Genomic DNA, 25,720 nt, shown 5'->3' on the forward strand with positions numbered 1-25,720 from the left:
GGGGCTGCATTATATGCCTGTAAAACATTCTCAAAATAATTCCGGTGCCCGGGTTGTCGCAGCGCTGATGCCGGTAATGGCCGCGGTTCTGGTCGGTTTTATCATTATCGGCGTCGCGCTGCCCGTCCTGCCGTTGCATGTCAAAAATGACCTGGGCTTCGGGACGTTTATCGTGGGCCTGGTTGCCGGGGCACAGTTTGCGGCATCGCTGATTTCCCGGGTGTGGTCCGGAAGTTATTCAGACAAGCGCGGCGCCAAAAAGGGCGTGGTGGCCGGGCTCATCGCCGCGGCCGTTTCAGGGCTACTGTACCAGGTGTCGCTCTGGCTGGTTGGCATGCCGGTACTGTCAGTGGGTGTACTGCTTGCCGGGCGCGCGATCCTTGGTGGGGCGGAAAGCTTCATCATTACCGGCGCCGTGGCATGGGGTCTGGCCCTCGTGGATAAAGAGCACGCAGGTAAGGTTATCGCCTGGGTGGGCACCGCAATGTTTGCTGCTATGGCACTCGGCGGGCCGGTGGGCACTATGTTGTTTGAAGCCTTCGGCTTTGAGGCGATCGCACTGCTGACGTTTCTGCTTCCTTTACTGGTACTGGCGTATCTTGCTCGCATGCCCGCAGTTGCGCCCCATCCACATGCCGCGCAGGCAACCTTTGGCTCGGTCATGCACGCGGTCTGGTTACCCGGACTGGGCGCCGCGCTTGCCAGCACGGGCTACTGTACCATCCTGGCCTTCAGCTCACTGTATTACAGCGCCATGAACTGGCAGCCCGTCTGGATGGCATTCACTGCCTTTGGCGTTGCGCTGATTGCTGCCCGGACCGTTGCTGGCCATCTGCCAGATCGCTTTGGTGGCGCGCGTATTGCGCTGATTTTTGTGCTCGTACAGGCCGCCGGGCTGTTCCTGATATGGCTTGCCGGTACGTCCCTGATTGCGACGACAGGTGCTGCCTTAGCCGGTTTTGGCTACTCACTGGTTTACCCGGGCCTCGGTATTGAAGCCATCAGTGGTTCAACACCCCAGAACCGCGGCATGGTGATGGGCATCTACACAGCATTTCTTGACGTGGCGATGGCGATCGGCAGTCCTGCGCTCGGCTGGATAGGAAGCCACCTGGGGCTGAACGCGATATTCCTGGCCGGCGCGCTGGCAGTGCTGTCCACCGCTGTGGTGGCGTTCCTGCTGTTAAAACGCCCGGGCCAGAGTAAACAAAATTCGGCCTGAATAGGTCCTGCTGTCCGGAGATTTATTGTTCTCCGGATTTTTCACTCCGTTTGTCTTAACACCGTTATTTAATTCAGGAGGTAATATGAAATTGCATTCAAAAGGGAAATTAAAAACCCTGGCCGCGCTGGCGATACTTAGCGTCGCTCTGGGTATGGGGGCAAACACAGCTGTCGCGGCGGATATGTCCCACGGTGCGGATAATTTCTATAAAAGCGATAAGGTGAAGACTGAAACCGTTAAATTCAAAAATATTTACGGTATGGAAGTTACCGGTACGTTATTTACTCCACGCAATATGGAAGCCGGTAAAAAATATGACGCCCTTATTGTCGGCCATCCTTTTGCTGCAGTAAGACAGCAGGCTGCTAACCTCTACGCAACCAAAATGGCGGAAGCCGGTTTTGTTGCGCTGTCCTTCGACCAGTCTTTCTGGGGTGAGAGTGCGGGTACGCCGCGTGGGGCCGTGCTGCCTGATGTCTATGCAGAAAACTTCAGCGCTGCCGTTGATTTCCTCGGAACCCGTACGTTTGTAGACCGTGAAAAAATTGGTGTAATCGGCATCTGTGGTAGTGGCGGCTTTGCCATCGCCGCGACAAAAATGGATCCCCGCATCAAGGCGCTCGCCACCGTCAGCATGTACGACATGGGTGAATATTTCCGTACCGGCCTGAACCATGAGCGGACCGTGGAGATGAGAAACAAGGACCTGGCGATTGCCGCAGAACAACGCTACAAAACCGCTGAAACCGGGCAACCCGTTTATGGTCCGGGGCAAAACGATCCGGTGTTCATCGAAGGTAAAGAGTCTAATGACTTTTATCAGACGGAGCGCGGTAAGGTGGCATCCAACGATCGCCGCTCAACACCGGCGACCTATGCGAAGTTCATGAACTTCCATCCGTTTATCGATATCGAGTCCATTTCACCGCGACCAATACTCTTTGTCGTGGGTGATGCTGCACCATCCCGCACCTATACCGATACAGCTTACAAAATGGCCGCAGAGCCGAAAGAGCTCGTGGAGATTAAGGGGGCTAACCGTATCGACCTGTATGACCGCACTGAACTCATCCCGTGGGACAAGCTGGTCTCATTCTTTAACACCAATTTGAAATCAGATAAATAATGTTTCTGAACGGCACTATTGCAGTGCCGTTATTCCTGAAAATATAAAAACAACGGAGAGTTTTATGTTCAAACCAGTCATGCTTGCTCTGGCCTCCCTGACGGCGGTGTCATTTTCATCTTTGGGGGCTGAGGCCGAAGGTATCCGGGTCAAGATCACCGCAGGTGACCATGTGATGACGGCAACGTTTTATGACAATGCCACCACCCGGGCGCTGGTCTCTCGCTTTCCGCTGACGCTGCCCATGGAAGATCTTTACGGACGCGAAATGTGCTACCGGTTCCCGGATGCCCTGCCTGCAAACGAAACGCAGACCAGCGGTTATGAAGTGGGCGATGTTGTTTACTGGGCTCCCCGCCACAGTTTCGTGATCATGTACGAACAGAACAATGAACGGATAGGTAACCTTCAGAAAGTGGGTCGTATCCACTCTGGAGTTGGGATTTTAAGGCATACGGGTAATATTGATGTGACATTTGAGATGGCACATTGATTGCAATTCAATTTCGATAATTTGATGCAGTAACATTATTTGTCTTCATTGAGCATAACTTAGGTGTCCGGGTCAGCGTCCGCTTTTCGCTCTTAACAGACAATCAATAAATAACATTGTATTTTGTATGAGGCCGAAATCCTGCTTCTTACCCAGCAGAATTCCAGCCTCCCATCACTCACCTCAGTGCGCTGTAATATACGGCTCCTTCACAAACTCCGCCAGCAGCCAGACCATATCATGCAGCAGTCCGGTCAGTTCTTTCGCCACGTTTACAGGGAGCGTCCCGCCCATCACCGCCAGCGTTAATGCTACGGCATAATCCACCTGCAACGTCGTCTCTTGCCAGCAGTCCGGCACGCAGGAAGCAATCTTTTCCCCCGCAATCAGCTGTTCAACCAGATACGGCGGAAGTTCCGAGTCACAGCACTTGCGCAGCCGTTTGAGCGCAGCCAGCAATTGCTTACAAAGCGCGGCAAACGTCACCGCATCGTCAGTTTCCACCAGTACGCTTACGTAAGCGGCGCAGGCATCGGCCAGCTCGAAGAGATCCGCAGAATCGGAAATGGGGTGGGTGATGAGCTGATGAACAGCGCTTTCCTCAGAAAGCGCGTAGGAAAATTTAGGGGTAGTCGCCATTTAGCATCCTCTTTGTCCAAAAAATGTCATGTTATGCTAACGGGTTCCTACGCCCGGTTACGGATGTGCCGCAACGCAGGCACTTTACGGCGGTGAAAAAAGGAAGGAAAGGGGATGCCCCTGAATTACATAAGGTTGCTTGCAGGTTTGCGAGGCGGCTTCCAGAAGGGCATTGCCGGGTGGCGGCTACGCCTGACCCGGCCTACAAAAATCACAGCCTGTAGGCCCGCACTAGCGCAGCGCCGTCGGGCATTACTGCTGTAAAACGGGTTTTTGCCGATCGTGTGTGAATATCTGCCATTTTATCTGCGACGTACTCAGGGTAAAAATGGCCGTGGCCAGCGTGTTCTCTTCATCCGGGTCGTGTGGCGAGAGACGATAAATCGGGAGCGCAGGATCATGCTGGTCTGAAAGAATCCCCAGAGCCGCTGCACCATCAAGGTGAGATTGCGTCTCCAGCCAGGCGTTAAGCCGCTGCTGGCGTGACCGGGAGCTGTCAGTGATCACCTGCTCAACCGCATCAAGCTGAGGGTGGATAAGGTGATTAGCATGGGCGAAAACGTCCCGCAGCGGCGTGACGGAACAGCCTGTTCCCGTCGCCTCCACGCTAAACAGCCGGCTGTCTCCCATTTGTCCCAGCGTATGATGAAAGGCTCCGGCGCGTGGTGATGAGGTCAGTATAGTGATAGCTTCATCCAGGCTGGCGGCATTCAGCGCAGCGCGGGCAAGTATCTGGCGCGGCATGCCGTCCGGACGGTGCAAAGCGCGTATGTTATTCACCGTGTTCACCACACCCTTTTCGTTTACGGCGAAGGTGTGTCCGCAAATCGATCCCGGATAAGTGAAACTGGTGAACGCCAGGCCGTCATCCGGGGTGATGCTGACGATGGCGCAGTCATTGCGAAGCTGCGGGAAACCGTCTTCATTATGCGCGATAATCAGCTCTCCCTCCGCGGTGCTTCCCGCTACCGTGGTGCAGCCATCAGAGGTTGAGCGCACCAGATCGCCGCGGCAGTTCCAGGCAAACACCTCATCAAACGGTGCCTCCAGGCCCTCGGCCAATCCCTCCAGCTCCTGCCAGATCAGGGGATACTGAGACTGGACCCGCGAGCGCATGCACCGGGTCTGTTCTGCGTCTTTCATGGCGGTAACGGTTTGCCACAACGCCGTTTGCGTCAGTTTTGCATGCCAGGCCTCGTGGCCGAACGCGCCAAGCGCCTGACCTACTGCAAAAGCGGAACCACGAATGTCTATTTTTTTCATAGTGTTATCATTCACTTCTGTTCAGGATACGTGTTGCAAAAATTCTTTCAGGCGGGGATTGCGACTGCTATTCAGCAGCATATCAGGTGGACCATCTTCGGCAATGGTACCGCCATCAATAAAGATGAGCCGGGATGCCACATCGCGGGCGAAGCCGATTTCATGGGTCACAATCACCATGGTCATGCCCTCTTCGGCCAGCGAGCGCATGACTTTCAGCACCTCATGCCGTAATTCGGGGTCCAGCGCTGAGGTCGGCTCATCGAACAGCATCATTTTCGGTTTCACCGCCAGGGCTCTGGCAATGGCCACGCGTTGCTGCTGACCGCCAGAGAGCTCTGATGGGTAGTGACTGGCGCGTTCGCGTAAGCCAACGCGGTCCAGCAGCGCCAGCGCCTGTTCCCGCGCGGCGGCTTTGCTCTGTTTGCGTACGCGAACCGGACCAAACATCACATTCTCCAGCGCCGTCAGATGGGGGAACAGATGGAACTGCTGAAACACCATCCCGGCTTCACGGCGGATATCACATTCGTTAGCGTGAGGATCGGTAATATGCATTCCCGCTACCAGCAGCGTGCCGGAGGAAATTTCCTCCAGCTTGTTAATGCAGCGCAGCAGCGTCGATTTGCCAGAACCGGAAGGGCCGATGATCACCACGACTTCGCCAGCATCAATTTTTAAATTGATGTCGTGCAGTACCTGAGTGGCGCCGAAATTTTTCGACACTGCGCTAAATTCAACCATGCTCATAAAATATGGATCCTCTTCTCCAGTTGCTTCAGCAGGAAACTCAGGCACAGCGTCACCAGCAGGTAGATCATTGCCACTGCGGTCCAGACTTCCAGCGCGCGGAAATTACCGGCAATAATTTCTTGCCCCTGACGAGTCAATTCCGCCACACCAATCACAATAAACAGCGAGGTGTCTTTAATACTGATAATCCACTGATTACCCAACGCAGGGATCATACGGCGTAGTGCCAGCGGCATAATGACATGCCATAGCGTGCTACGCTGGGATAATCCCATCGCCAGGCTGGCCTCTCTAAAACCTTTATTAATCGAGAGGATCGCCCCTCGGGTGATTTCTGCAATATAAGCACCCGAGTTAATCACAATGGTCGTAATGGCCGCCGTTACCGGGTCGATATGAATCGGTAACACCATGGGGAGTGCGAAGTAAATAAACATCACTTGCACCATAATAGGCGTTCCGCGGATTAACTCGACAAAAACTAACGAGACTGTTTTTGATATTTTCCCTCCGAGCGCCCGGCAGGTTCCCGCCAGCAGGCCAATAACAAAACCACCCAATAAACCTGATAATGAAATAATCAGCGTCAGCTGTAGTCCTTGCAACAGCAGCGGCAGGGACTCCCAAATATATTTACTGTCGAAATTCATATGTTACCCGTTAAGATGCAACGAGGTCGGATCGCTCCGACCTGGCGGGATTATTTTGGCTGTTTAGCAAACCACTTCACGTAAATCTTGTTGTAAGTTCCGTCCGCACGTAACGCCTGCAGTGCGGCGTTGATCTTCGGCGTCAGGCTGCTGTTCTTCTGCATCGCAAAACCGTAGTGCTGCGGCAGAATGCTGTCAGTCTCGCCGGTCGATTTCACTTTGCCATCACCCGCCGTTTTTACGTAATAGAGCACGTTGGGGGAATCATGTACCACGGCATCAAGGTTACCTGCCTGCAAATCAAGATAGGCGTTGTCGATATTCGGGAATTCAACATAGTTCGCCTTATATTTGCTTTTCATAAAGCTGGCCGCCGCCGTTCCCTGCTTTAATCCCACTTTCTTTCCTGCTAAATCGCTGAATTTATTAATGGTATTATCGCTGCTTTTCACTGCCATTAATAAATCAGCATCATAATAACCGTCGCTGAAATCGACGACCTGTTTACGCGCGTCGGTAATCGTAATGCCCGCCATGGCGACATCCAGATTACGTGATTGCAAACCCGGAATCAGTCCCCCGAAGTCCATCGGGCGTAATTCGTAGCTGACATCCATTTTTTTTGCGATGGCATCCCACAAATCAATATCAAAGCCGACGTATTTATCGCCTTGTTTAAATTCAAAGGGGACAAAGGCGGTATCAACGCCAACCGTTAATTTATCCTGCGCTTGTGCCACAAAACTGGCGGAGCAAGCGACCAGCGCTAACGTAACTTTTAATTTAGTTAATAATCCAGACATGATAACCCTCGGCGTCAGTGAAGTAGCGTGCATGAATGTCACCCGGCGAAATACATCTGCGGGGTGGGGAAATAAAATGTTGATATGCAGGGCGCACTTTCATGCGCCAAATTTAAAGCGAAAGCTTATGCGGGAATAATCTCATCCCGGGTGTCGGGTACCGGCGTCTGTGCGCCGTTCATTACCATTGAGAGAAAACTGTAATAGCCATTGATGCCGATCAGGTCCACCACGCCTTTCTCGCCCCACAGCGCGATAGCGTGCTGCCAGGTGGCATCGCTGACCTTCTGCTGCTCCTGCAATTCCTTGCAAAAGTGATAGACCGCCCATTCATCCGGCAGCAGATCCTCTGGAAGACGCTTTTCATTAATCGCCTGCACCGCCGCGGCAGATATACCTTTCTCGCGCGCTATCGGCGCATGAATCGCCCACTCCACAGGCTGCGACCAGTGCCGCGCGGTCATCAAAATCGCCAGTTCAGACAGGCGCTGCCCCAGTGCGCTGCGATAACGCAGGTATTCCCCCATGCGTTGTGCATGCGCCATAAGCTCTGGGCTGCGCAGCAGCGGCTCGAAAGGTGGCAGCAGCGCACCGCGGGGCCCGTTGATTATCTCTTCGGCCAACGCGCGCTGCTGGTCGTCCCACTCATGCTCCGCCAGCGGCGGTAAACGATTGATCATAATTTGCTGGTCTCTTCGCGAATTACGGTGTTCAGCGTGTCTACCACAAAGTCGAGCTGGCCAGGCGTGACAATAAACGGTGGTGCGATCAGGATATGGTCGCCATACTGCCCGTCAATGGTTCCACCCATTGGATAGACCATCAGCCCACGTGACATACAGTTTGCTTTGATGGCTGCATGCAGCTTCAGGGCAGGATCAAAGGGGGTTTTGCTCTCTTTATCGCGTACCAGCTCAACGCCCGCAAACAAGCCGCGTCCACGCGTATCACCGACGTGCGGTAATTCCCCCAGCACTTCACGCAATGCGCTGTGCAGGTAATCCCCCTGTTGCCTCACCGCCTGCAGCAAATTATCGCGCGCAATCACCTGCTGCACGGCCAGGGCTGCGGACGCGGCGGTCGCGTGGCAAATGTAGGTGTGCCCGTGCTGGAACAGACCGCTACCGGCCTGCAGGGCTGAGACAATCTTCTCGCTCGCTAATACTGCGCCAATCGGCTGATAGCCGCCCCCCAGCCCCTTCGCGATGGTCACCAAATCCGGCACCACATCATCCTGTTCGAACGCATGCAATGTGCCGGTGCGTCCCATGCCGCACATGACTTCATCCGCGATGTAGAGGATGCCGTATTTATCACACAGGTTGCGTACACCTTTTAGATAGCCCGGGGTAGGCGGGGTGGCGCCGGTGGTGGCCCCCACCACGGTTTCTGCACAGAAACCAATAATGGTGTCGGGACCGGCCTCAATAATGGCGTGCTCCAGCTCGTTGAGCAGACGCGTGGTGTATTGCTGCTGGGTTTCGTCAGCGCGGCGGTCGCGATATTCATTGCAGGCCGAAACGCGGATCACGTCGATCAGCAAGGGAGCAAACTGGCGGCGGCGCCATTCGTTGCCTCCCACCGCGAGCGCCCCAAGGGTATTGCCATGATAGCTCTGCTTACGGGCGATAAATTTGGTGCGCGACGGCTGGCCGATCTCAACAAAATACTGGCGCGCCAGCTTGAGCGCGGTTTCAACCGCTTCCGAACCGCCCGAAACGAAATAGGCATAGTTAAGATCGCCAGGCGCCGTGCGCGTCAGCTGTTCAGCAAGCTGCTCAACGGTGTCGCTGGTAAAAAAACTGGTGTGGGCATAGGCCAGTTGATCGATCTGGCGATGCATCGCAGCCAGCACGTCAGGATGCGCGTGGCCTAAACAGGAAACGGCGGCGCCACCGCAGGCATCCAGATACTGTTTTCCCTGTGCATCAAAAATGTACGCCCCCTGGGCGCGTACCGCTACGGCGGGCGTGCTGCGTAGACTGCGGTGAATGATATGGGTCATGCTGGTCCTGCTCCTGAATGCGCTGTGCTAATGAAGCGCATCATGCAGGATTCATTTGTATCACGTCAATTTCATTTTGATTCAAATGTATTCAGTTTTCTTATGCCGGATGCAAATGAATTATTTTTCAGGGTTTCCCGGGCACCACATAGGCACCAGAGTTAATAAGGTAGCGTTCAGCATTTTCGATTTTATTCACTGCATCTCGACCATGGCGCGCGACCAGCATCGCCAGTAAACACTCGGCCAGCCCCATGCCGGACACCACGGAGGGGAAAAACGACGGGCTGTCTATGGAGAACAGCAGCGTGCAATCGGCAGCCTGGGCTAATGGCGAGACGGGAGAATCCGTGATGGCAACGATCGTCGCGCCTGCCTGCTGGGCCGCGCGCAGGACATCGAGCGACTCACGCGAATAGGGGGCAAAACTGGTGAGTAACAGGCAATCTTGTGCTGTTAATTCGCGGGTGAACACCTCGATATTGCTCGCCAGACCATCAATTAACGACGCCTGCCGATTGAACAGTCGATAGACATAAAACAGCGACCAGGCGATAGGAAAGCTGGCCCGGAAGCCGCAAATATAGACATTCTCAGCCGCGTCCAGCAGCGTTACAGCTTGCTCCATGGCCTGATGGTTTTCATGCTGTGTGAAAGCCAAATTGGCCTGATGCGCCTGAAACACCTCTTCATACAGCTGCGGCTGAGTCCCTTTGGCGATCAGCTTCTCGGCTTTGGATACATATGTATCATTGCGCAGCCCGAGTTCATCGATGAATGCGTCTTTGAGTTCACCCCAGCCGTTGTAGCCTAATCGTTGCGCTAGCCGCAGCAGCGTAGCGGGTTTTACACCGGCTTCACTGGCGAAGGCACGCATCGATAGCACGACCAGTTGATTGGTATTCTGTAGCGAGAACTCGGCAGCACGCTGTAATTCCGCAGACAACTCACTGAATGTACTGACAATATTTTCCCTTGGATTCATAGCAAATAGTCCCGCTGTTTAAGGTTAGCGCTGCTGTTGTCAAGTGACGTTCGATCTTCGCAGACTGAACGGACTCGCGTTGTCCCTGAAACGGATGATGAAAACACAGCGCAAATAAGTCAACGGGGAGCTGAACAGAGAGCATCAGGCGTGTGAAACCCAACCTGACCGCGTCCCCAACCGTAGGCCCGCGCAAGCGCAGCGCCGCCGGGCACTGCGCGCTGCCGTCACCCTTCGCTCAGCATCGTCAAAAACCGCTTCACCGTCCGCGAGCGTTCAAAACGGCGCCAGCAGAGCGCGATGTCGGTATAAAGCTCCGGTGAACTCAGCGTGTGATAGGTGACATTCGGCGGAGATATAGCCGCCATGGATTTCGGCACCAGCGCGAACCCGCCGCCTGCGGAAACCATGCTCAGGGAGGAGGAAAGCTGCGACGACTGCAGCGCGTGCTGCATGTCAATCCCGGCCCGCTCGCAGCAGCCGTGAACCCGGTCGTACAGGCCCGGCGCGACCTCCTGCGGGAACAGCACCACCGGCGTATCCCGAAGCTGCTCTAACGCCAGCGAATCGCACGCCGCCAGCGGATGATCGCGATGCAGCGCCACCACCATCGGCTCCCGGTCGAGGATTTTTAACTCGAACGCCTTGCTGCTCTCGCACGGTAGGCGCACGAAGGCGATATCCAGTTCGCCCTCCGCCAGCATCGTCGTCAGCGACGACATATTGGCTTCCACCTGGTGAACCTGCACCGCCATGTTCTGCACCTGAAACTGGCGAATCAGGGTAAAAATTTTGGGATGAAAAGCGTCGGAGCTGGTGATGCCAATCGACAGGTTACCGTTCAGCCCGCGCGCGATGCCGCGGGCTTTCTCCAGCGCGGCATCGCTCAGCGCCAGGATCTTGCAGGCATCCTCATAGAAGGCTTCTCCCGCTTCGGTCAGCTCCACGCCTCGCGTCAGGCGCCTGAACAGCGGCGTGCCCACTTCCTCTTCGAGCCGTTTGATCTGCTGACTCAGAGGAGGCTGCGAAATACCCAGCGCTTCGGCCGCCCTGGTGAAGTGTCGCTCGCGTGCAACCGCGACAAAATACCGCAGATAACGAAGTTCCATATCTAAAACGTCTCAAACCAGCATGGTTTCTATATTGGAACTCTCTGCTGAATCGGGTCAACATTTATTTAACCTTTCTAAATAAAGTTGAAGAGGACGAGCATGATGGTGCATTCATCTGCCTGCGACTGTGAAGCCAGTCTGTGCGAGACCCTGCGCGGGTTCTCTGCTCAGCATCCTGACAGCGTGATCTATCAGACATCGCTAATGAGCGCCCTGCTAAGCGGCGTGTATGAAGGAGAGACCACCATCGCCGATCTGCTGGCACACGGTGATTTTGGTCTGGGCACCTTCAACGAGCTGGACGGCGAAATGATCGCCTTCAGCAGCCAGGTGTACCAGCTGCGCGCCGATGGCAGCGCCCGGGCCGCGAAGCCGGAGCAAAAAACGCCGTTTGCGGTGATGACCTGGTTCCAGCCGCAGTATCGGATCACCTTCAATGCGCCGGTCAGCCGTCAGCAGATCCACGACGCGATCGACCAGCAGATCCCCTCCGATAACCTGTTCTGCGCGCTGCGCATTGACGGCAACTTCCGCCACGCCCACACCCGCACGGTACCGCGCCAGAAGCCGCCTTACCGCGCGATGACCGACGTGCTGGACGACCAGCCGGTGTTCCGCTTTAACCAGCGCGAAGGGGTGCTGGTCGGGTTCCGCACGCCGCAGCATATGCAGGGCATCAACGTGGCGGGCTACCACGAACATTTCATTACCGACGACCGTCAGGGCGGGGGGCATCTGCTCGACTACCAGCTGGAGAGCGGCGTGCTCACCTTCGGTGAAATTCACAAGCTGATGATCGACCTGCCCGCCGACAGCGCGTTTTTACAGGCCAACCTTCACCCCAGCAATCTGGATGCGGCGATCCGTGCCGTCGAAAACTAACAGGAGAACTACCGTGAACAGTGAGAAACAGTCACGTCAGTGGGCGCACGGCGCCGATTTGGTTGTCGGCCAGCTGGAAGCGCAGGGCGTGAAGCAGGTGTTCGGGATCCCGGGGGCGAAAATCGACAAAGTCTTTGACTCCCTGCTGGACTCCTCCATCGAGATTATTCCGGTGCGCCACGAGGCCAACGCGGCGTTTATGGCGGCGGCGGTAGGGCGTCTGACCGGCAAGGCCGGGGTGGCGCTGGTCACCTCCGGGCCCGGCTGTTCCAACCTGATCACCGGCATTGCCACCGCCAACAGCGAAGGCGACCCGGTGGTGGCGCTGGGCGGGGCGGTGAAGCGGGCGGATAAAGCGAAGCTGGTGCACCAGAGCATGGACACCGTCGCCATGTTCAGCCCGGTCACCAAATACGCCGTGGAGGTGAGTGCGCCGGACGCGATTGCGGAGGTGGTTTCCAACGCGTTTCGCGCCGCCGAGCACGGCAGGCCGGGGGGCGCCTTCGTCAGCCTGCCGCAGGATATTGTCGATCAGCCCGCCACGGGGGCGATTTTACCCGCCAGCGGTCCGGCGCTGATGGGGCCGGCACCGGAATCCGCCATCAACGACGTGGCGAAGCTTATCGAAAAGGCCAAAAACCCGGTCATCCTGCTGGGGCTGATGGCGAGCCAGCCCGCCAACAGCGCGGCGCTGCGCAAGCTGCTGGAGAAAAGCCGTATTCCGGTCACCAGCACCTATCAGGCAGCCGGGGCGGTGAATCAGGAGCACTTCACCCGCTTCGCCGGACGCGTCGGTCTGTTCAATAACCAGGCGGGTGACCGGCTGCTCCATCTGGCGGATCTGATTATCTGCATCGGCTACAGCCCGGTGGAGTACGAGCCGTCCATGTGGAACAGCGGCGACGCCACGCTGGTGCACATTGATGTGCTGCCAGCCTATGAAGAACGTAACTACGTGCCGGATCTGGAGCTGGTGGGGGACATCGCCGAAACCCTGAATCAGCTCGCTAACCGTATCGACCACAAGCTTGAGCTAAGCCAGCGGGCCTCCGAAATTCTGGTCGACCGCCAGCATCAGCGCGATCTGCTCGATCGTCGCGGCGCCTCGCTTAATCAGTTTGCCCTGCATCCGCTGCGCATCGTGCGCGCCATGCAGGACATCGTCAATAACGACGTGACGCTCACCGTGGATATGGGCAGCTTCCACATCTGGATCGCCCGCTACCTCTACAGCTTCCGGGCGCGTCAGGTGATGATCTCCAACGGTCAGCAGACCATGGGCGTCGCGCTGCCGTGGGCCATTGGCGCGTGGCTGGTCAACCCGAGCCGCAAGGTGGTGTCGGTCTCCGGCGACGGCGGCTTCCTGCAGTCGAGCATGGAGCTGGAAACCGCGGTGCGCCTCAACGCTAACGTGCTGCACATCATCTGGGTGGATAACGGCTACAACATGGTTGCCATTCAGGAGGAGAAAAAATACCAGCGTCTTTCCGGCGTCGAGTTCGGCCCGGTCGATTTCAAAGTCTATGCCGACGCCTTTGGCGCGAAAGGCTTTGCCGTGGAGAGCGCCGACGCGCTCGAACCCACGCTGCGTGCGGCAATGGATGTGGATGGCCCGGCCGTGGTGGCCATTCCCGTCGACTACAGCGATAACCCGCTGCTGATGGGCCAGCTCCATCTCAGCCAGATTTTGTGACTCAACATAAGGACAGAGAAATGCAAAAAGTTGCTCTCGTAACAGGCTCAGGCCAGGGGATTGGTAAAGCGATTGCGCTTCGCCTGGTGAAGGATGGGTTTGCCGTCGCCATCGCCGACTATAACGTGGAAACGGCAAGAGCCGTCGCCGATGAAATCATCCGTAACGGCGGTAACGCCGTCGCCGTGAAGGTGGACGTCTCTGACCGCGAGCAGGTATTTGCGGCGGTGGAGAAAGCCCGCACCGCGCTGGGTGGCTTCGACGTGATCGTCAATAACGCCGGGGTTGCGCCGTCCACGCCGATCGAGTCCATCACGCCGGAGATTGTCGACAAGGTCTACAACATTAACGTGAAAGGGGTGATCTGGGGGATCCAGGCCGCGATTGACGCGTTCCGCAAAGAGGGGCACGGCGGCAAAATCATCAACGCCTGCTCCCAGGCGGGTCACACCGGCAACCCGGAGCTGGCCGTCTACAGTTCCAGTAAATTTGCGGTACGCGGCTTAACCCAGACCGCCGCGCGGGATCTTGCGCCGCTGGGGATCACCGTTAACGCCTACTGCCCGGGCATCGTGAAAACGCCGATGTGGGCAGAGATCGACCGTCAGGTCTCCGAGGCGGCGGGTAAACCGCTGGGCTACGGGACCGAAACCTTTGCCAAACGCATCACGCTTGGCCGCCTGTCTGAACCGGAAGATGTCGCTGCCTGCGTTTCATACCTGGCGGGACCGGATTCCGACTACATGACCGGCCAGTCGCTGCTCATCGATGGTGGGATGGTGTTCAACTAAAAATTCAATACTAATAAGCTCTGACATGAGTTTTCCCCTGCACCCGTGCAGGGGCTTTTTTTTGTCTCCTCCGCCATTGTGCATTACACTGCGCGCTGCAAAACTTTAGTCATTACGATCTGACAGGCGGTAACAGCGATGAACGGTACAATCACAACGTGGTTTAAAGATAAAGGCTTTGGATTTATCAAAGATGAAAACGGCGACAACCGCTATTTTCATGTGATTAAGGTCGCGAACCCCGATCTGATTAAGAAAGATGCCGCGGTGACCTTCGAGCCAACCACCAACAACAAAGGCCTTTCCGCCTACGCGGTGAAGGTGATCCCCGAAAGCAAACATCTCTATATCGCAGGCGAGCGCGTGAAGCTCACCTCGATCAAATCCTTCGTGGTGTTCAACGAAGAAGAGCCCGCGGATACCAAAATCGACAAAGAAAATGCGGTGCTGTCGGTGGGGCTGCTGATGAACAGCATCAAGCCGAAATCTGATAAAAAACCGGGCGAAATGCGCACGGTAAAGAAGCTGGCGATCACCACCTTCCAGAACACGACGCTGATCTTCACCGAAGATGAGATCGATATTGATGCCACGGTGAAGCTGCTGAAGTAACGTTTTGCCGGGTGGCGGCGATGCCTTACCCGGCCTACAAAATAACCTCAACGCGCCACCGGGCACCGCCGCACGCACTTAACCCATCCTGTGCTCGCCCCGTAACATCGCCTCACGGTCAAACACCTTCTGGATCACCCCGTGCGCCATAAACGCTGCCCGGTCGGACATATGGGCAATCACATCCGCGTCGTGACTGACCAGCAGATAGGTCATCTCGTGCTCGGCCTTCAGGCGGTTAAGCAGGTTCAGGATTTCCGCCTGTACCGACATATCCAGCGCCGAAGTCGGTTCATCCAGCAGCAGAAGCTGCGGGCGCAGCAGCAGCGCGCGGGCAATCGCAACGCGCTGACGCTGGCCGCCGGAAAGCTGGTGCGGATAGCGCCTGCCCGCGTCGGCGGAGAGCCCCACCTGCAGCAGCGCATTGGCCATCTTTTCCGCGATCTGCGTCTCGCCGTGGATGCTTAACGGCTCCGACAGCGTGCGCGCAATGGTGTGGTTCGGGTGCAGCGACGCCCACGGATCCTGAAACACCATCTGCACGTTGCGGCGAAGCTCGCCTTCAAAACGTCGCCCTGGCGTTAACGTTTCTCCCAGCAGTGCAATACTGCCACGCCACTCGCGCTGCAGCCCAGCCAGCACGCGCAGAAGGGTCGATTTGCCGCAGCCGGATTCGCCAATCAGGCTGAACGTTTCGCCTCTCTCAATGCTAAAGCTGGCGGCAGAGACCGCCGTTTTTTCCCCGAAGGTGACCTGCACCTGGTTAACCTCAACGAGCGCCATCGTTGGCCTCCTTCCACGGCTGTGAACGGTCGAGCGTCGGCAGCATCTGTCCATAAGTATGGGCGTCTGGACGACAGGTCCACAGGGTTCGCGTGTACGGATGCGTCGCCTGCGGGAGCTGGCTCGCTGTCATCTCATCCACCTTTTCGCCCTGATACATCACCAACACGCGGTCGCAGTGCTCCGCCACCAGCGGCAGATCGTGGCTGATTAACAGCATCGCCATCTGGCGTTCTTCGCACTGCTGCACCAGCAGCTCGAGGATCTGGTTGCGCAGGCGCGCGTCCAGCGCGGAGGTCGGTTCGTCGGCAATCAGCACCTGCGGATTGTTGATCAGCGCAATCGCAATCATCACCCGCTGGCCCATGCCCCCGGAAAGTTCGCCGGGGTAGCGTGACAGCACGTTCTCGCTCAGCCCGACGGCGCGGAGGATGTAGTGAATACGCGCCGCACGCTCCGGGCGCGGCAGGCGCTGATGCAGCGTGAGCGCCTCATCAAGCTGGGCGGCGACGCTTTTGACGGGATTAAGGGCGTAACGCGGATCCTGCAAGACCATCGCAATGCCGTTGCCGCGCAGCGCCTGCCAGCGGCGGGCGCTCAGGGTCAGCAGGTCGTTGCCCAGTACGTTAAGCCGGTTGGCGCTCACGATACCGGGTTTACGCACCAGGCCCATCAGGGCGCGGGCGGACATGGACTTGCCGGAGCCGGATTCCCCCACCAGCGCCAGCCGCTCGTTGCCAAGCGTAAAGCTCAGGTTGTTGACCACGCGTGCGGCGGGGTAGTCGATATTCAGCGCATCGACGATGACGCGGGGTTTAGTCATGCTGTGGCTCCAGTACGTCGCGCAGGCCATCGCCCAGCAGGTTAAAGGCCAGGCTGGCAAACAGAATCGCCCCGCCCGGAATGGCGGCAATCCACCACTGGTCGAAAATGACCTGCATGCCGTCCGCAATCATCGCCCCCCATTCGGCCATGGGCGGACGTGCGCCAAGGCCGAGGAAGCCGAGACCGGCGGCGGCCAGAATAATTCCCGCCAGATCCAGCGCCAGCCGCACAATCGCGGAGGGCAGGCACAGGGGCAGAATATGGCCGACCAGCAGGCGCAGGCCGCGGATCCCCATCATCTCGGCGGCGGCCAGATAATCGCTGTGGCGCAGACGCTGGATCTCGCTCCGCGCCTGCCGCGCGTAAGCAGGCCAGGTGGTTAAGGCCAGCGCCAGCGCGGCGTTGACCAGCCCCGGACCGAGCATCGCCACAAATGCGAAGGCGAGGATCAGGCGCGGCATTGACATCACCACGTCGGTGAAGCGCATCAGGATACGCTCCATCCAGCCGCCGTAGTAGCCGGACAAAATGCCCACCAGCAGCCCGGCGGGCAGGGTAATAACCGTCACCAGGGCCACCAGCCCGAGCGCCGGACGCGTGCCGTAAATCAGGCGCGAGAGCAGATCCCGCCCGTAGCCGTCGGTGCCCAGCCAGTGCTGGCCGGTCGGTGCCTGCAGGCGCGCGGCGGCGTCCTGCCAGTTCGGATCAACCGGTGCCAGCCACGGGGCGAACAGGGCAATAAACACCAGCAGCACGATGGCAATCAGTCCGCAAACGGCGGCAGGGGAGCGGCGCAGGCGACGTAAGAAGAGATAAAACGGCATCAGCGCACCCTGGGATCGGTCGCCCGCACAAGCAGGTCGGTAAGGTTATTGATCAGCACAAAGCAGACGCCAATCAGCAGCGTGCCGCCCATGACCGCGGTGGTGTCTCCGGCGAACAGGGCGGTGGTGAGATAGCGTCCGATGCCCGGCCACGAGAACACGGTCTCTGTTAATACCGCACCTTCCAGCATGCTGGTGTAGGCCAGGGCAATCACCGTCAGCAGGGTACTGCGAATGTTTGGCAGCACGTGGCGCAGCAGAATGGTCATCTCCCCGGCGCCCTTGGCGCGGGCAAGGAGGATGTACTCCTTGTTCATTTCGCCGAGGCAGGCGGAGCGGGTCAGGCGGGTAATGCTCGCCAGCGAGTAATAGGCCAGCAGCACCACCGGTAGCACCAGGTGGCTGAGGGCGTTGCGGAATGCTTCGCGATCGCCGGAAAGCCAGGTATCTATCAGCGCAAAGCCGGTGCGTGGCTCGACGGTGAACTGCCAGATATCGTCCAGCCTGCCGGGGCCTGCGCTCCACTGCAGCCTGGCGTAGAACAGGGCCAGCATCAGCAGGCCAAGCCAGAAAATCGGCACCGAGTTGCCGAGCAGGGTGAGCGTTCTGATCGCTAAGTCCAGTGGCGAACCGGCGTAGCGGGCGCACAGTACACCCGCAATCACGCCGAGTACCGTGCCGATAATTAGCGCCAGCGTTGCCAGCTCCAGCGTGGCGGGGAAGGCGTGCAGCAGATCCAGCAGCACCGGCTGCCCAGTGGCGCTGGCGGTGCCCAAATCACCGTGGGCGAGGTTTTGCAGGTAGTGCCAGAATTGCACGGGCAGGGGACGATCCAGCCCAAGCTGGTGGCGAACCTGATCGTAGGTTGACTGGCTGGCGTGATCGCCGACGATCTGCAGCACGCGATCGACCGGGGAAAACGCCGAGAGCGCAAACGTGACGAGCAGCAGCCCGAAGAGCGTGAGCAGCAGGGTCAGCAGGCCCTGAAGCACGCGGGTGGAAAGATGTGGCATGGGAAATCTCTTCATGCCGGGTGCGGCTTCGCCTTACCCGGCCTACAAAAACCGAGAACACAGGCCGGGTCAGCGCAGCGCCACCCGGCAACAAGGGCTACTTCGTGACGCGATCGTACCAGACCATATCCGCGTTCAGCCCCTGCTGATACCCCTTCACGTTATCGCGCACCACGATCTGGGTTTTGCCCTGATCGACGAACACGTACGGCGAGCTCTGCTGCAGCTGTTCCTGCATTTTCTTGTACAGATCCAGACGCTTCGCCGGATCCGGTTCGGCAACCGCCGCCAGCGTGGCCTTGTTCAGCTCCGGAATTTTCCAGCCGTTCAGGCCGGCCACGGTGCTGGATTTCCCGTCGTTCCACGCGAAGGCGCTGGCGTTAGAGTGCGCATCGAAGTAGTCCGGGATCCACAGACGAATCGCCGCCTGATGCTGCTTAGCGCGCACGCGGGCATAGACCTGGCTCCCGGCGGCAGGCAGCAGATCCACCTTCACGCCACCCTGAGCGAAGCTCGCCTGCATCGACTGGGCGATGGTGATAAACGGCGGCTTGTTCTCCACGTCCAGCGTGAAGTGCGCGTCCTTAATGCCCGCTTTGACGAGAATGGCTTTCGCTTTTGCCGGGTCAAATTTAAACGGATTATCTTCCAGCGCGCCCGGTAGCCCGACCGGCAGGAAGCTCTGGTGAACAAAATACTGGCCTTTCAGCAGGTTCTTCGTGATGCCGTCATAATCGACCAGCCAGCGCGACGCTTCCCAGAAGGCCGGGTTATTAAGCAGCGGATTGGCGCTGTTGCCGGTGTTAAACACCAGGTAATTCTGCTCGGCGGACGGAATGCTCAGCACCTTCACGCCCGGCTTGCCGTCCAGGGCGCTAATCTGGTCTGCACCCAGATCGCGCGCCACGTCCGCGTCCCCCTGCTGGATCAGCAGGCGGCGTGAAGCCGGATCGGGGACGTTTTTAATGATGATGCTTTTGAGCTTCGGCGCGCCGCCGGGCGCGGCGTCGTTAGCTTCCAGCACGATGGCCTGATGCGGCTGATAGACGCGCATTTTGAATGCGCCGCTGCCCGCCGAGTGCATTTTCAGCCACGCGTTACCGAAGTCATTATCCTTCACGTTCGCGGCGACCTCTTTTTCATCGACGATAGAGGCAATCGGCGTGGAGAGAATATTCAGCGCCACCGACGGGCTGACGTCCGCCGTCCAGTGAAGCTGGAGGGTATGATCGTCCACCTTTTTCAGCTGGCTGGCGATGTTGCTCGCCTCCCAGCCCAGCACGTTGAGGATAAAGGCCGGGGATTTGTTCAGCGTCACGGCGCGGGTATAAGAGAAGATCACGTCTTCCGGGCGCAGCGGGTTGCCGGAGGCGAATTTCGCATCGGGTTTAAGCTTAATGGTCAGGGTTTTTGCTGCCGCGTCCGCTTCCCAGCTTTCTGCCAGAATCGGCGTGATTTTTTCCGGATTATCGCGGTCCGGCTGTACCAGACGCTGGTAAAGGCTCGGCACGGTCTGGATGCTGGAGAGCTCGTTGGCTTCGGCCGGGTCGAGGCTCACGATATCATCAAGCCCCTGGGCAACCACCAGCGTGTTGGGCGGCGTAGCGGCGTGGGCTGCGCCTGAGAGCGCAGCCAGCACCAGTAACGGCAACAGTTTTTTTGTCATAGCGATCCCTGAGAAGAATATATTGTGATTGTTTTATGCTCCGCTACGTTAGGGCGACTGTGACATTCCACAAAGTCGAAATTCAGCTTTACTTATGCCTTCCGGGAATATCGCATGCGCTCGGGCTATTAAAACACGCTGCTTTTCGCGCTCTTTTTAACCTGCTATAACAAATGCCTTACCTTTCAGGGAGTCACCGTCGTGCCCGAAATCAATCAACATGGTCAAACCGTTAACGATATCGTTCCCGGCTGGAAAGGCGCGCGCGCGTTAACCCGCACGCCGCTGTTCGGCCAGTATTGTCGCCTGGAGCCGCTGGACGCCGACCGCCACGCAGCCGATCTCTATGAGGCCTACGCGCTGGGCGACGACAGCGACTGGACGTGGCTTGCCAGCACGCAGCCCACGAGCGTGGAAGCCACCGCGCACTGGATCATGGCGAAGGTCATGGATGATGAGCTGGTGCCGTTTGCCGTCATTGACTTACGCTCCGAACGGGCGGTGGGGCTGGTGAGCTATATGGCCAACGAGCGGCTGCTGGGGTCGGTGGAGATAGGACATGTCACCTGGTCGCGTAAAATGAAAGGTTCCCGCATCGGCACTGAAACGGTGTGGCTGCTGCTGAAAAATGCGTTTGAGCACGGCTACCGGCGGCTGGAGTGGAAGTGCGATTCGATGAACGTGGCGTCGCGCAGGGCGGCGGAGCGGCTGGGGTTTGTCTGGGAAGGGCGCCTGCGCCAGAAGCTGGTGCGCAAAGGGCGCAACCGCGACAGCGATATGCTTTCTATTATTGACGGCGAATGGCCGCAAAGAGATGCGGAGCTGCGCGCCTGGCTGGCGGCGGAGAATTTTGACGACGACGGGCGTCAGATAAAGCGTCTTGAGGCGTTTCGGTTATAAGTTTTTTATGTAGGGTACAGCGTAAACGCGCGGCTAATCCGCGGAAATCGCGATTTCAATCAGGTTGGTTTTTCCTGACTGTAGCCCGCGCGCTACCGCTTCGGCGATATCGGCAGCTTCGGTTACCCGGCAGCAGTGGACGCCCATGGCGGTGGCCAGCGACTGAAAATCGATATGCGGGTTCACCAGGTCCATCCCGATAAAACGCCCCAGCCGCGTTGAGCTGTAGTCAGCCTGGCTCTTCATAAAGTTTTTCAGGATGTTGTACTCCCTGTTATTCATGACGATAAAGGTGACCGGCAGATTTTCGTGTGCCGCCGTCCAGAGCGCCTGCGGCGAGTACAGGGAGGCTCCGTCCCCTATCAGGCAGACCACCGGCTCCCGTCCGCGTCCCAGCGAGTGCCCTACTGAGGCAGGCATCCCCCAGCCCAGTCCGCCGCCGCGCATAAAGTAGTAGCGCTGGTGCTGCTGGTCAGAGATGAACCGGCGGACATGCCTGGCGGTCGCTATCGCCTCATCAACGATGGTGGTACCCGCCGGAATGGATCGGATGACTTCCCAGGCTGCGACCATCGGGGAGATCGCCGGGCGTAGCCGCTCGGCGGCCAGACGTTCCTCCTGCTGCTGCCACTCCTTCTCCCGTTCGTCGCGGGCCGCAACCAGCAGCCGCTGGTGGACCAGTCTGCTGGCGATCAGGCGCTGCTCAAGCTTCGGCAACAGTTCGTGCAGGGAGAGCTTGATATCCCCCATCACCGAAAGGCGAGTGGCATACGTACGGCCAAGCTCGTGCATATCCGCCGAGAGCTGATACACCGCGCAGGTCGCCGGAATGGCCTCGCCCTCGCTGTACAAAATGGTGATCAGGCTTCTGCCGCCGATGATGAATACGGCATCGTAGGCATTGATGATGCTGGCGATTTCGCTGGCGGTGGTGGGCATATTGCCCCGCCAGAGCGCGTGCTGAGTGGGAAAAGGCAAATTCAGCGGCCAGGAGGAGCCATAGACGTGGGCGCTGAGCGCTTCCGCCAGCTGGACAATCTCCTGCGTCGAGCCGCTGGAGTGCACCTCATCGCCCGCCACAATCATGATCCTGCCGGGCGTAACCTGGCTCAGTTCTTCGGCCAGTTCGTCCAGCGAGCCCGCCACGGTGTGGTAGTTCACTTTAGAGGCCGTTTGTATCCCGGCGTCGCTGAGCTCTTCCATTACGTTCATTGGCAGAGAGAGCAGCACCGGACCAGCCGGAGGGTAGCTGGCAGCGTGAAACGCCCGGCGCACCAGCACCGGGAGCTGGTCGGCGCTGGTGACCTCCTGCGCCCATTTCATGACCGGGGAGCCAATGGAGACAATGTCATCGTACAGGAGCGGGTCGCGCACGTAGTGTCGCGTATCCTGCTGTCCAACGGTGACCACCAGCGGGGTTTTCATGATCCGCGAATTAATGAGATTCCCCATCCCGTGCCCCAGACCGCTGGCGGTATGCAAATTGATAAAACTGGTCTTGCCGGAGGCTTTCGCATAGCCGTCAGCAATTGCCACCACGGTGCTCTCCTGAAGCGCCAGAATATAGTGAATATTTTCATGGCGAAGCAGGGCATCAATGAGTGGAAGCTCGGTGGTACCGGGGTTGCCAAAAATATATTCCACGCCTTCACTCTCCAGCACTTCAAGGAGAATATCGGCACCCGTTCGCATATTGAGATCTGATAAGGACGTTAATGATTTAATCATACTGACACCTCATTCAGTATTATTTAACCCAGGCTAAAATTCTTCCTGCGTTGGACGAACAACAATTTCATTAATATCAACGTCGCCAGGCTGTTCTATGGCAAATAAAACCGCGCGGGCAATCGCGTCAGCCGGAATAGCCTGCTTATAAAACTCATGGAGAAATTTTTTGCTCTCTTCGTCAGAACTGCCGAATTGCAGTTCGCTCTCGACGGCACCGGGCGAAATAAGCGTCGTGCGGAGGGTTTTACCCGCCTCCTGACGTAAGCCTTCACTCAGCGCGCGGACGGCGAATTTCGTGGCGCTGTACACCACGCCGCCAGGCGCCAGCACCTTGATGCCCGCGACGGAGGCAACGTTAATAAAATGCCCGCTGCCCTGACGCTGGAACACCGGAAAAGCGGCAGCGATGCCGTACAGTACCCCTTTCAGATTGGTATCAATCATCTTGTCCCATTCGTCGGTTTTCAGCTCGCTAAGCGGGGCGATAGCCATAAAGCCCGCGTTGTTGATCAGCACATCCACGCGCTGGTAGGCGTCAACGGCAGCGTCAATGGCGCGCTGAACCTCTTCCTGACGGGTGACATCGGCCTTGACGGCAATAGCCTTGCCGCCTTGCTGAATAATCTGATCCACCAGGGCATTAATTCTGTCCAGACGGCGCGCCACCAGCACCAGCGAAAACGCGTTATTCGCTAAATGGAGGGCAATTGCCTGACCAATACCGCTGCTGGCACCGGTAATGACAACAACCTTGTTTGCACTATTATTCATGATCTTATCTCGCTATTGAGTGATGCAAAAAATAAAAGGCAGAGAAGCGTTAATGAATAATGACAAATTCATTAACGCGGTTTTGGATATATTGTGTATCGGGAATAAAATGATGTTCGTTTAAAACTTAATGGAGTGCGGGAGAGTCTGTCAATGTCGTTTTTTAATAATTAAATTAATTACAGGCTTAATATTTAATTCTTATAGGTAACCGAGAATAGTATATAAATGAAATGGGGTCACGATAGCGGCCCTGCGAACAGGGCCTGAGGATTATAATTTGCCACTGTAAAGCACCGGGCCAGTGGGAAGTCCAGTGGGCGATCCGCCCTCTGGTTCAAGGCTTATGGCTATCGTGGCGTCAGGAGGGAGCGTTGTGTTCCTGAGGGTGACGCGTGTGGGGATGTCGTTATGCAGCAGTCCCATGGATACCGGCGCCTGCCCGCCAGGGATCAGCCAAAGCTGCAGGCTGTGTTGCGCCGCGACGGCCGTTGGTCGAAGAGGGGCAATGCTCAGGTGCTGACGGCTGGCGTCCGCGCTGACGACCCACTGTCCGTGCTGTTGGGTATCGTTGAGTACCATCAGCGGAGCGAGTTCCGGGGTACGGATGGCATACCAGGCAACGACCGACAGGGCGGCGAGGGAGGCCGCAGCCATCCAGCCGACATAAGGCCGACTTTTGCGTAAAGGCTTTTTGGGCGGCAGATCGAGGGCGATTCTCTTCCACACCGTCTCGGGTGGCGGGACGGGCACAAGATGACTATCCAGCGTGCTGAACATGTCCTGCCAGTACGCCACGCGGGCGGCCAGAGCGGGTTCATGGAGGACCCTTTTCTGGAACTGAAGCCGCGCTCCTCCCCGCAGCGTGCCGAGGGCATACTCTGCTGCCAGCATGTCGTCGCGTTTTTCTGCGTCATTCATAGCCCGACACACTCCCGAAGATGGTCCATTGCCCGACGTATCCAGCTTTTCACCGAGCCCAGAGGCTGCTGGAGCCAGTCGGCAATGTCGCTGTGAGACATTCCCTGATAGTAGGCGAGCATAATGCTCTGGCGCTGTTCGCTGCTCAAATGTTCGAGACACTGTCTGAGCCGCTCTGCCTGCACATCGTCGTGCCAGTTATTCTGCTCATCGTTCTCGCAAGGCAGAATCGCGTCGTTATACGCCGTCTCGCGGTCGGCAGCGCGGGTTTGCCCGCTGCGCAGCCAGTCAATACAGCGGTTGCGCACAATGTGCGTAAGCCAGGTCATCGGGGAGCTCAGTGCAGCGTTGTAGGTTTCGGCTTTACTCCAGACGGTGATAAAACAGTCGTGAAGGATCTCTTCTGCCCACGCGCGGTCACGCAGCATGCGCAGCGCGACGGCAAACAGGTGTGGCGACGTGAGTCGATAAAGTTGTTCAAATGCACGGCGATCGCCGTTTGCGATCGCCGTTTGCGACCGCCTGCATTAATTTCAGTTGCTGTTCAGCCAGCGCGTTATCCATGTTTTTCCCGGAAGGCAACGTCACACTTCCGAAGTATAGACAACTACTTAGGCATCAGGACGGTATCAATCACATCGATCACGCCGTTTTTTTGATGAACGTCATAGGTGCTAATGTTCGCCACATTGCCTTTACCGTCCTTAAGCTGAATATTGTGCGGGCCGTTGCTCATGATCCACAGTGGCTGACCGTTAACGGTCTTCAGCTCCGCGTGGCCGCCGCCCTGTTTAATTTTCTGCTCCAGCGCTTTCATATCGTAATTACCGGCGACCACGTGATAGGTCAGGATGCTGGTGAGCGTGGCTTTGTTTTCGGGTTTGACCAGGTTCTCGACCGTGCCGGCAGGCAATTTCGCAAACGCCGCATTGGTCGGCGCAAAGACGGTGAATGGCCCTTTGCTCTGAAGCGTATCCACCAGTCCTGCCGCTTTGACGGCGGCCACCAGCGTGGTGTGATCTTTCGAGTTTATGGCGTTTTCAACAATATTTTTGCTCGGGAACATTTCCGCTCCGCCCACCATCACGGAGCCTGACGTCATGGCGGCTGATGCGCCTGCACAGAAGAGTAAAGCGCTGGTTAAGAATGCAACACGGGTTAGCTTTTTCATCATCTTTCCTCGGATTGGGGAGCAAAGGGGTTGCTCACAGACTCATATACGAGAGGCGGGGGGAAACTGGATGCAGGTAAATA

At 57.4% G+C, this 25,720-nt stretch carries 26 protein-coding genes and 1 pseudogene; 8 read left to right on the forward strand and 19 right to left on the reverse strand.

Features of this window, described 5'->3' with window-relative positions; genetic code table 11:
* The first annotated feature begins 13 nt into the window (after window positions 1–13).
* The 3 genes from ABFV38_RS05570 (at window position 14) to ABFV38_RS05580 (ending at window position 2,844) form a co-directional block, all read left to right on the forward strand.
* Complete coding sequence (locus tag ABFV38_RS05570) at window positions 14–1,222, forward strand: MFS transporter (RefSeq protein ID WP_348958761.1); 1,209 nt, start codon at window positions 14–16, stop codon at window positions 1,220–1,222.
* A gap of 85 nt (window positions 1,223–1,307) precedes the next feature.
* Window positions 1,308–2,351, forward strand: a complete 1,044-nt coding sequence (locus ABFV38_RS05575; RefSeq protein ID WP_348958763.1) for an alpha/beta hydrolase — start codon at window positions 1,308–1,310, stop codon at window positions 2,349–2,351.
* 64 nt (window positions 2,352–2,415) lie between these two features.
* Window positions 2,416–2,844: a cyclophilin-like fold protein gene (locus ABFV38_RS05580; RefSeq protein WP_348958765.1), complete on the forward strand. Its 429-nt coding sequence runs from the start codon at window positions 2,416–2,418 to the stop codon at window positions 2,842–2,844.
* A 183-nt stretch (window positions 2,845–3,027) separates the two neighbouring features.
* Here ABFV38_RS05580 and ABFV38_RS05585 read toward each other — a convergent pair whose 3' ends face one another.
* The 9 genes from ABFV38_RS05585 to ABFV38_RS05625 form a co-directional block, all read right to left on the reverse strand.
* Window positions 3,028–3,483 (reverse strand): hypothetical protein, encoded by a 456-nt coding sequence (locus ABFV38_RS05585; protein ID WP_348958769.1) that lies wholly within the window; start codon window positions 3,481–3,483, stop codon window positions 3,028–3,030.
* 252 nt (window positions 3,484–3,735) lie between these two features.
* Window positions 3,736–4,746: a C45 family peptidase gene (locus ABFV38_RS05590; protein ID WP_348958771.1), complete on the reverse strand. Its 1,011-nt coding sequence runs from the start codon at window positions 4,744–4,746 to the stop codon at window positions 3,736–3,738.
* A gap of 21 nt (window positions 4,747–4,767) precedes the next feature.
* The gene (gene glnQ, locus ABFV38_RS05595) at window positions 4,768–5,490 is read right to left on the reverse strand and encodes a glutamine ABC transporter ATP-binding protein GlnQ (RefSeq protein WP_024906944.1); all 723 of its coding nucleotides are present in this window, start codon (window positions 5,488–5,490) and stop codon (window positions 4,768–4,770) included.
* A 2-nt stretch (window positions 5,491–5,492) separates the two neighbouring features.
* Window positions 5,493–6,149, reverse strand: a complete 657-nt coding sequence (gene glnP, locus ABFV38_RS05600) for a glutamine ABC transporter permease GlnP (protein WP_024906945.1) — start codon at window positions 6,147–6,149, stop codon at window positions 5,493–5,495.
* Window positions 6,150–6,199: 50 nt separating this feature from the next.
* Window positions 6,200–6,952: a glutamine ABC transporter substrate-binding protein GlnH gene (gene glnH / locus ABFV38_RS05605; RefSeq protein WP_235402756.1), complete on the reverse strand. Its 753-nt coding sequence runs from the start codon at window positions 6,950–6,952 to the stop codon at window positions 6,200–6,202.
* Window positions 6,953–7,077: 125 nt separating this feature from the next.
* A complete protein-coding gene (locus tag ABFV38_RS05610; protein ID WP_196364904.1) occupies window positions 7,078–7,632 on the reverse strand; it encodes a carboxymuconolactone decarboxylase family protein in 555 nt (184 codons plus the stop codon).
* Window positions 7,629–8,957 (reverse strand): aspartate aminotransferase family protein, encoded by a 1,329-nt coding sequence (locus ABFV38_RS05615; RefSeq protein WP_262780333.1) that lies wholly within the window; start codon window positions 8,955–8,957, stop codon window positions 7,629–7,631. Before ABFV38_RS05615 ends, ABFV38_RS05610 begins: the two co-directional genes overlap by 4 nt.
* 127 nt (window positions 8,958–9,084) lie before the next feature.
* The gene (locus tag ABFV38_RS05620; protein WP_045909652.1) at window positions 9,085–9,942 is read right to left on the reverse strand and encodes a MurR/RpiR family transcriptional regulator; all 858 of its coding nucleotides are present in this window, start codon (window positions 9,940–9,942) and stop codon (window positions 9,085–9,087) included.
* Window positions 9,943–10,169: 227 nt separating this feature from the next.
* Window positions 10,170–11,051 carry a LysR family transcriptional regulator gene (locus ABFV38_RS05625; RefSeq protein ID WP_348958773.1) on the reverse strand — a complete coding sequence of 294 codons (882 nt, stop codon included), beginning with the start codon at window positions 11,049–11,051 and terminating at the stop codon, window positions 10,170–10,172.
* A 105-nt stretch (window positions 11,052–11,156) separates the two neighbouring features.
* Here ABFV38_RS05625 and budA point away from each other — a divergent pair, with 105 nt between their 5' ends.
* The 4 genes from budA to ABFV38_RS05645 all read left to right on the forward strand — a co-directional run bounded on the left by budA (window position 11,157) and on the right by ABFV38_RS05645 (window position 15,032).
* Complete coding sequence (gene budA, locus ABFV38_RS05630) at window positions 11,157–11,936, forward strand: acetolactate decarboxylase (RefSeq protein ID WP_086374961.1); 780 nt, start codon at window positions 11,157–11,159, stop codon at window positions 11,934–11,936.
* A 13-nt stretch (window positions 11,937–11,949) separates the two neighbouring features.
* A complete protein-coding gene (gene alsS, locus ABFV38_RS05635; RefSeq protein WP_024906953.1) occupies window positions 11,950–13,629 on the forward strand; it encodes an acetolactate synthase AlsS in 1,680 nt (559 codons plus the stop codon).
* 20 nt (window positions 13,630–13,649) lie between these two features.
* Window positions 13,650–14,420 (forward strand): (S)-acetoin forming diacetyl reductase, encoded by a 771-nt coding sequence (locus tag ABFV38_RS05640; RefSeq protein WP_023334821.1) that lies wholly within the window; start codon window positions 13,650–13,652, stop codon window positions 14,418–14,420.
* 138 nt (window positions 14,421–14,558) lie between these two features.
* Window positions 14,559–15,032: a cold shock domain-containing protein gene (locus ABFV38_RS05645; RefSeq protein WP_045909648.1), complete on the forward strand. Its 474-nt coding sequence runs from the start codon at window positions 14,559–14,561 to the stop codon at window positions 15,030–15,032.
* Window positions 15,033–15,110: 78 nt separating this feature from the next.
* Here the strand turns inward: ABFV38_RS05645 and ABFV38_RS05650 are convergent, their stop codons facing one another.
* The 5 genes from ABFV38_RS05650 to ABFV38_RS05670 form a co-directional block, all read right to left on the reverse strand.
* Window positions 15,111–15,815 carry an ABC transporter ATP-binding protein gene (locus ABFV38_RS05650; protein WP_069719635.1) on the reverse strand — a complete coding sequence of 235 codons (705 nt, stop codon included), beginning with the start codon at window positions 15,813–15,815 and terminating at the stop codon, window positions 15,111–15,113.
* A complete protein-coding gene (locus ABFV38_RS05655) occupies window positions 15,802–16,638 on the reverse strand; it encodes an ABC transporter ATP-binding protein (RefSeq protein ID WP_348958776.1) in 837 nt (278 codons plus the stop codon). The genes ABFV38_RS05650 and ABFV38_RS05655 overlap by 14 nt, the downstream gene beginning before the upstream one ends.
* Window positions 16,631–17,464, reverse strand: a complete 834-nt coding sequence (locus ABFV38_RS05660) for an ABC transporter permease (protein WP_348958778.1) — start codon at window positions 17,462–17,464, stop codon at window positions 16,631–16,633. Before ABFV38_RS05660 ends, ABFV38_RS05655 begins: the two co-directional genes overlap by 8 nt.
* Window positions 17,464–18,477 carry an ABC transporter permease gene (locus ABFV38_RS05665; protein WP_348958780.1) on the reverse strand — a complete coding sequence of 338 codons (1,014 nt, stop codon included), beginning with the start codon at window positions 18,475–18,477 and terminating at the stop codon, window positions 17,464–17,466. Before ABFV38_RS05665 ends, ABFV38_RS05660 begins: the two co-directional genes overlap by 1 nt.
* Window positions 18,478–18,574: 97 nt before the next feature.
* Complete coding sequence (locus tag ABFV38_RS05670) at window positions 18,575–20,143, reverse strand: ABC transporter substrate-binding protein (RefSeq protein WP_348958782.1); 1,569 nt, start codon at window positions 20,141–20,143, stop codon at window positions 18,575–18,577.
* Between the two features lie 201 nt (window positions 20,144–20,344).
* On the opposite strand from ABFV38_RS05670, the gene ABFV38_RS05675 reads away from it, so the two are divergent.
* A complete protein-coding gene (locus ABFV38_RS05675; RefSeq protein WP_348958784.1) occupies window positions 20,345–21,043 on the forward strand; it encodes a GNAT family protein in 699 nt (232 codons plus the stop codon).
* A 33-nt stretch (window positions 21,044–21,076) separates the two neighbouring features.
* Here the strand turns inward: ABFV38_RS05675 and ABFV38_RS05680 are convergent, their stop codons facing one another.
* The 5 genes and pseudogenes from ABFV38_RS05680 to ABFV38_RS05700 form a co-directional block, all read right to left on the reverse strand.
* Window positions 21,077–22,771 (reverse strand): thiamine pyrophosphate-binding protein, encoded by a 1,695-nt coding sequence (locus ABFV38_RS05680; RefSeq protein ID WP_348958786.1) that lies wholly within the window; start codon window positions 22,769–22,771, stop codon window positions 21,077–21,079.
* A gap of 33 nt (window positions 22,772–22,804) precedes the next feature.
* Window positions 22,805–23,545 (reverse strand): SDR family oxidoreductase, encoded by a 741-nt coding sequence (locus tag ABFV38_RS05685; RefSeq protein WP_048026922.1) that lies wholly within the window; start codon window positions 23,543–23,545, stop codon window positions 22,805–22,807.
* Between the two features lie 273 nt (window positions 23,546–23,818).
* Window positions 23,819–24,466 (reverse strand): anti-sigma factor, encoded by a 648-nt coding sequence (locus ABFV38_RS05690; protein ID WP_032649642.1) that lies wholly within the window; start codon window positions 24,464–24,466, stop codon window positions 23,819–23,821.
* A pseudogene (locus ABFV38_RS05695) lies at window positions 24,463–25,030 on the reverse strand (sigma-70 family RNA polymerase sigma factor). Before ABFV38_RS05695 ends, ABFV38_RS05690 begins: the two are co-directional and overlap by 4 nt.
* A gap of 43 nt (window positions 25,031–25,073) precedes the next feature.
* Window positions 25,074–25,637 carry a fasciclin domain-containing protein gene (locus ABFV38_RS05700; RefSeq protein ID WP_348958789.1) on the reverse strand — a complete coding sequence of 188 codons (564 nt, stop codon included), beginning with the start codon at window positions 25,635–25,637 and terminating at the stop codon, window positions 25,074–25,076.
* Window positions 25,638–25,720 lie beyond the last annotated feature (83 nt).

It is taken from the genome of Enterobacter cloacae complex sp. Mu1197, from assembly GCF_040059225.1.
Taxonomy (GTDB): domain Bacteria; phylum Pseudomonadota; class Gammaproteobacteria; order Enterobacterales; family Enterobacteriaceae; genus Enterobacter; species Enterobacter quasiroggenkampii.